This window comes from Mesorhizobium sp. M7A.F.Ca.CA.001.08.2.1, assembly GCF_003998455.1.
GTDB lineage: Bacteria > Pseudomonadota > Alphaproteobacteria > Rhizobiales > Rhizobiaceae > Mesorhizobium > Mesorhizobium ciceri.
Genome location: NZ_RZPW01000589.1, coordinates 1 through 4059, shown reverse-complemented (window position 1 = coordinate 4059; position 4059 = coordinate 1). Strand labels below are relative to the sequence as shown.

The following is a 4059-nucleotide window of genomic DNA, read 5'->3' as shown; positions in this document are numbered from 1 at the left end:
GGACACGCCAGACGCGATCTTCATCGGCGGTGGCGGCAGCGATGCCGGTGTCTTGAACGCTGCCATCAAGGCCCTGCACACTGGCGGCCGTCTCGTCGCCAACGCGGTGACGCTGGAGATGGAAGCCCTGCTTCTTGCCCAGCATACGAAGCTCGGCGGCGATCTCACGCGTATAAACATCTCCCGGGCCTCGCCGGTCGGCTCGATGCAGGCCTGGCGGCCGGCTATGCCAGTGACGCAATGGAGCTGGATGAAGCCATGATGGTCGCAGGCATAGGCTGCCGAAAGGGCGTGGGCGTCGAAGAGGTGCTTGCGGCGATCGAAACGGCGCTGGAGGCGCATGGGTTGGCGATGACGGCGCTGTCGGCACTGGCGACTGCCGCGTTCAAGAAGGATGAAGAAGCGATCGCCGCCGCTGGCCGCACGCTGAGTCTTCCCGTCATCGTCGTCGACGACTCAGCACTTCAAGCTGCCTCGTCGGATACGCCCAGCCATTCCGATCTCTCGCAGGATGTTGCCGGCACACCATCGGTCTCCGAGGCGTCCGCCCTCGCCGTCGCCGGCACAGGCGCAAAACTGCTTGGCCCCCGCACGGTGCTCGGCCCGGTCACCTGTGCCATCGCCATCAGCGGAGATGCGCCATGACCGTTCATTTCATCGGCGCCGGTCCAGGTGCGGCCGACCTCATCACGCTGCGCGGCGCAAGGCTTTTGGCAAACTGCCCGGTTTGCCTGCATGCCGGCTCGATCGTCGCGCCCGAATTGCTGCAGCACTGCGCGCCGGGGACAAAGCTGGTCGACACCGCGCCGATGTCGCTCGACGAGATCGAGGCCGCCTATCTCGAGGCGCACAAATCAGGCCAGGATGTCGCCCGGCTGCATTCCGGTGACCTGTCGGTATGGAGCGCGGTCGCCGAGCAGATCCGCCGGCTGGAAAAGCACGGCATCCCTTATACGCTGACGCCGGGCGTCCCCTCCTTCGCCGCCGCCGCCGCAGCATTGCGCCGCGAGCTGACCATTCCCGAAGTGGCGCAAAGCCTGGTGCTGACCCGCATTTCCGGCCGCGCGTCAAAAATGCCGCCCGGCGAAACGCTGGCCGGCTTCGGCCGCACCGGCGCCACGCTCGCTATTCATCTTGCCATCCACGCCATCGATCGCGTCGTCGCCGAACTGACGCCGCACTATGGCGGCGATTGCCCGGTGGCGGTCGTCTTCCGCGCTTCCTGGCCGGACGAGCGCGTGCTGACCGGCACGCTGGCGACCATCGAGGCACAGCTCGCCGCCGATCCGATGGAGCGCACGGCGATCATCTTCGTCGGCCGCTCGCTGGCGGCGCGAGGTTTTGGCGAGAGTTCATTATACGACGCCCATTATCAGCGGCGTTTTCGCGGACGGGACGGATTGTGAGCGGCAGCACCAAAAACACCGGCGAAAACGCCACGCTCGAAAAAGCCTTGTCCCGGCTGAACTTCAAGCCGCGCCAACTGGAGCCGGGCCATGTCTGGCTTGCCGGCGCCGGCCCCGGCGACCCCGGCTGCCTGACGCTCGAAGTGCTGGCGGCTTTGGCCGAGGCGGATGCGCTGGTCTACGACGCACTGGTGTCCCCTGACATTGTCGCAGTTGCGGAGAATGCCGAGCTTTTCTTTGCAGGCAAGCGCGGCGGCAAACCGTCGATGAAACAGGACGACATCACCGCCCTGCTGGTCCGGCTCGCACGCGAAGGCCGCCGCGTCGTCAGGCTGAAGGGCGGCGATCCCTATATTTTCGGCCGTGGCGGCGAAGAAGCTCTGGCGCTGGCGCGGGAAAGTATCCCGTTCCGCGTCCTGCCCGGCCTGACCTCGGGCCTCAGTGCGCTGGCCGCGACCGGCATCCCCGCCACCATGCGCGGCATCAACAAGGCGGTGATCCTGGCCACCGGCCACGCCGCCGGCACCGATGACGATCTCGACTGGGCAGCGATCGCCCGCACCGGCCAGCCTGTCGTCGTCTATATGGGCATGGCCAATCTGCCCTTGATCGCCGCAGCACTGCTCGATGGCGGGCTGGCGCCGTCGACACCGGCCGCAGTGATCGTCGCCGCGACGACGCCGCAGGAGCGAACCGTCGTCGCCACGCTCGCCACCATTGCCGAGGAAGCGGCGGCCGCCGGTCTGGCCTCGCCGGCGCTGATCGTCGTTGGCGGCATCGTTGCCATGCGCGCGGCCCTGGCGGGGCAAGCATGACGGCCCGCGCCATCATCATCGGCGCGCCGCGCTCCGGCTCCGGCAAGACCAGCGTCACCATCGGCATCCTGCGGGCGCTGACCCGGCGCGGGCTGAAGGTGCGCGGCGCCAAATCCGGCCCCGACTATATCGACCCCGGCTTCCACACCGCCGCCACGGGCCTCTCCGGTGTCAATCTGGACAGCTGGGCGATGCCGCCATCGCTGCTCAACGCGCTTGCCGCGCAAGCCGCCGATGACACCGATTTCGTCATCCTGGAAAGCGCCATGGGCCTGTTCGACGGGATACCCGCGGCTCCCGGCCGAACCGGCTCGGCGGCCGACCTGGCGCGGCTCTATGGCCTGCCGGTGCTGCTGGTGCTCGACGTCTCCGGCCAGTCGACCACGGCGGCGGCTGTCGCCAAGGGTTTTGCCACCTATGATCCTGACGTGCGCATGGCCGGTGTCGCGCTCAATCGGCTGGGCAGCGAGCGGCACCGCAAGCTGTGCAGCGAGGCCATCGAGGCGATCGGCCTGCCGGTCGTCGGCGCCATCCTGCGCGATCCCACTCTGAACCTGCCCGAGCGGCATCTCGGCCTTGTCCAGGCTGGCGAATATGACGACCTGATGGCGCATCTCGACCGGCTGGCCGACATGGCGGAAAAGTCGCTCGATCTCGATGCGATCATGGCCCTGGCGACGCCCCTCACCCCCGCGCCCGGCGGTTTCGACGACGCGCTGGCGCCGCCCGGCCAACGCATCGCGCTGGCCGAGGATGCCGCCTTCACCTTCCTCTATCCGCATGTCGCCGCCTACTGGCGCAAGGCGGGTGCGGAAATCGTCCCGTTCTCGCCGCTCGTCGACGAAGCGCCCGACGGGACCTGCGACGTTTGCTGGCTGCCGGGCGGCTATCCCGAGCTTCACGCCGGCAAGCTCGCCGCCGCCGCGACTTTCCGCGCCGGCATGGCGCGTTTCGCCGCGACGAAGCCCATCCATGGCGAGTGCGGTGGCTTCATGGTGCTCGGCGAAGCTCTGGAGGACGCGTCGGGCGAAACGCATGCGATGCTCGGCCTGCTCGGCCACGCCACCAGCTTCGCCAGGCGCAAGATGAACCTCGGCTACCGCGAGGCGCGGCTGCGTGCCGATTGTCCGCTGGGTGCACAGGGCGCGCTGATCCGTGGCCACGAATTCCACTATGCGCAGATGACGGCCACCGGCAATGACGAGCCGCTGGCCGACCTTGCCGACGGCCAGGGCAATCCGATCGGCGCCTCGGGCTACCGGCGCGGCCATGTCAGCGGCACCTTCTTCCATGCGATTGCGAGGGGCTAGAGCATGAAATTCGGGAATCTGGCCCTCTCACCACGACAGGTCGTCGACGACATCGCGCTCTGCCTGGTCTTCTTCACCAGGCTGCCGCTGCCCGTCTTCGATTTTCGCGGCCGCAGCCTTGCCGCGGCGATCTGGGCCGCCCCCATCGCCGGTCTCGTCGTCGGCCTGATCGGCGCCATCGTTTTTGCCACGGCGGAACGGTTCGGCCTTGCCATGGGGCCGGCGGCCGCACTTGCCCTTGTGGCAACCCTGCTCACCACCGGCTGCCTGCATGAGGACGGCCTGTCCGACGTCGCCGACGGTTTTGGCGGCGGCAAATCGCGCGGCCGCAAACTTGAGATCATGCGCGACAGCCGCATCGGCGCCTATGGTGCGGCGGCGCTGGCTCTGTCGCTGCTGGTCCGCTGGAGCGCGCTGTCGGAGTTCGTCGATCCCACACAGGCCCTGTTTGCCCTCCTGGCCGCACACGCGGCCTCGCGCGGCCTGCTTGGCGCCTTCATGCATCTCTTGCCTCCAGCGCGCGTCGAC

The 4059-nt window shown here is 68.2% G+C and carries 5 protein-coding genes and 1 pseudogene; all 6 read left to right on the top strand.

The window, feature by feature from the left end; translation table 11 throughout:
- Window positions 1–262, top strand: a pseudogene (locus tag EN914_RS26945) (cobalamin biosynthesis bifunctional protein CbiET); the annotation flags it as partial.
- Window positions 259–645, top strand: coding sequence for a cobalamin biosynthesis protein (locus EN914_RS26940; RefSeq protein ID WP_024501373.1), 387 nt, complete (start codon window positions 259–261; stop codon window positions 643–645). The pseudogene EN914_RS26945 and the gene EN914_RS26940, both read left to right, overlap by 4 nt.
- Window positions 642–1406, top strand: a complete 765-nt coding sequence (gene cobM, locus EN914_RS26935; RefSeq protein ID WP_024501374.1) for a precorrin-4 C(11)-methyltransferase — start codon at window positions 642–644, stop codon at window positions 1404–1406. Before EN914_RS26940 ends, cobM begins: the two co-directional genes overlap by 4 nt.
- Window positions 1403–2221 carry a uroporphyrinogen-III C-methyltransferase gene (gene cobA, locus EN914_RS26930; RefSeq protein WP_024501375.1) on the top strand — a complete coding sequence of 273 codons (819 nt, stop codon included), beginning with the start codon at window positions 1403–1405 and terminating at the stop codon, window positions 2219–2221. Before cobM ends, cobA begins: the two co-directional genes overlap by 4 nt.
- Window positions 2218–3531 (top strand): cobyrinate a,c-diamide synthase, encoded by a 1314-nt coding sequence (locus EN914_RS26925; protein ID WP_024501376.1) that lies wholly within the window; start codon window positions 2218–2220, stop codon window positions 3529–3531. The genes cobA and EN914_RS26925 overlap by 4 nt, the downstream gene beginning before the upstream one ends.
- Before the next feature lie 3 nt (window positions 3532–3534).
- A partial coding sequence (locus EN914_RS26920; RefSeq protein ID WP_164778934.1) for an adenosylcobinamide-GDP ribazoletransferase occupies window positions 3535–4059 on the top strand: 525 nt, incomplete at its 3' end.

What these genes read in the sequence shown, in the direction of transcription:
- EN914_RS26940 (WP_024501373.1), top strand. Translation starts at nt 259, where the DNA reads ATGATGGTCGCAGGCATAGGCTGCCGAAAGGGCGTGGGCGTCGAAGAG.
- cobM (WP_024501374.1), top strand. Translation starts at nt 642, where the DNA reads ATGACCGTTCATTTCATCGGCGCCGGTCCAGGTGCGGCCGACCTCATC.
- EN914_RS26925 (WP_024501376.1), top strand. Translation starts at nt 2,218, where the DNA reads ATGACGGCCCGCGCCATCATCATCGGCGCGCCGCGCTCCGGCTCCGGC.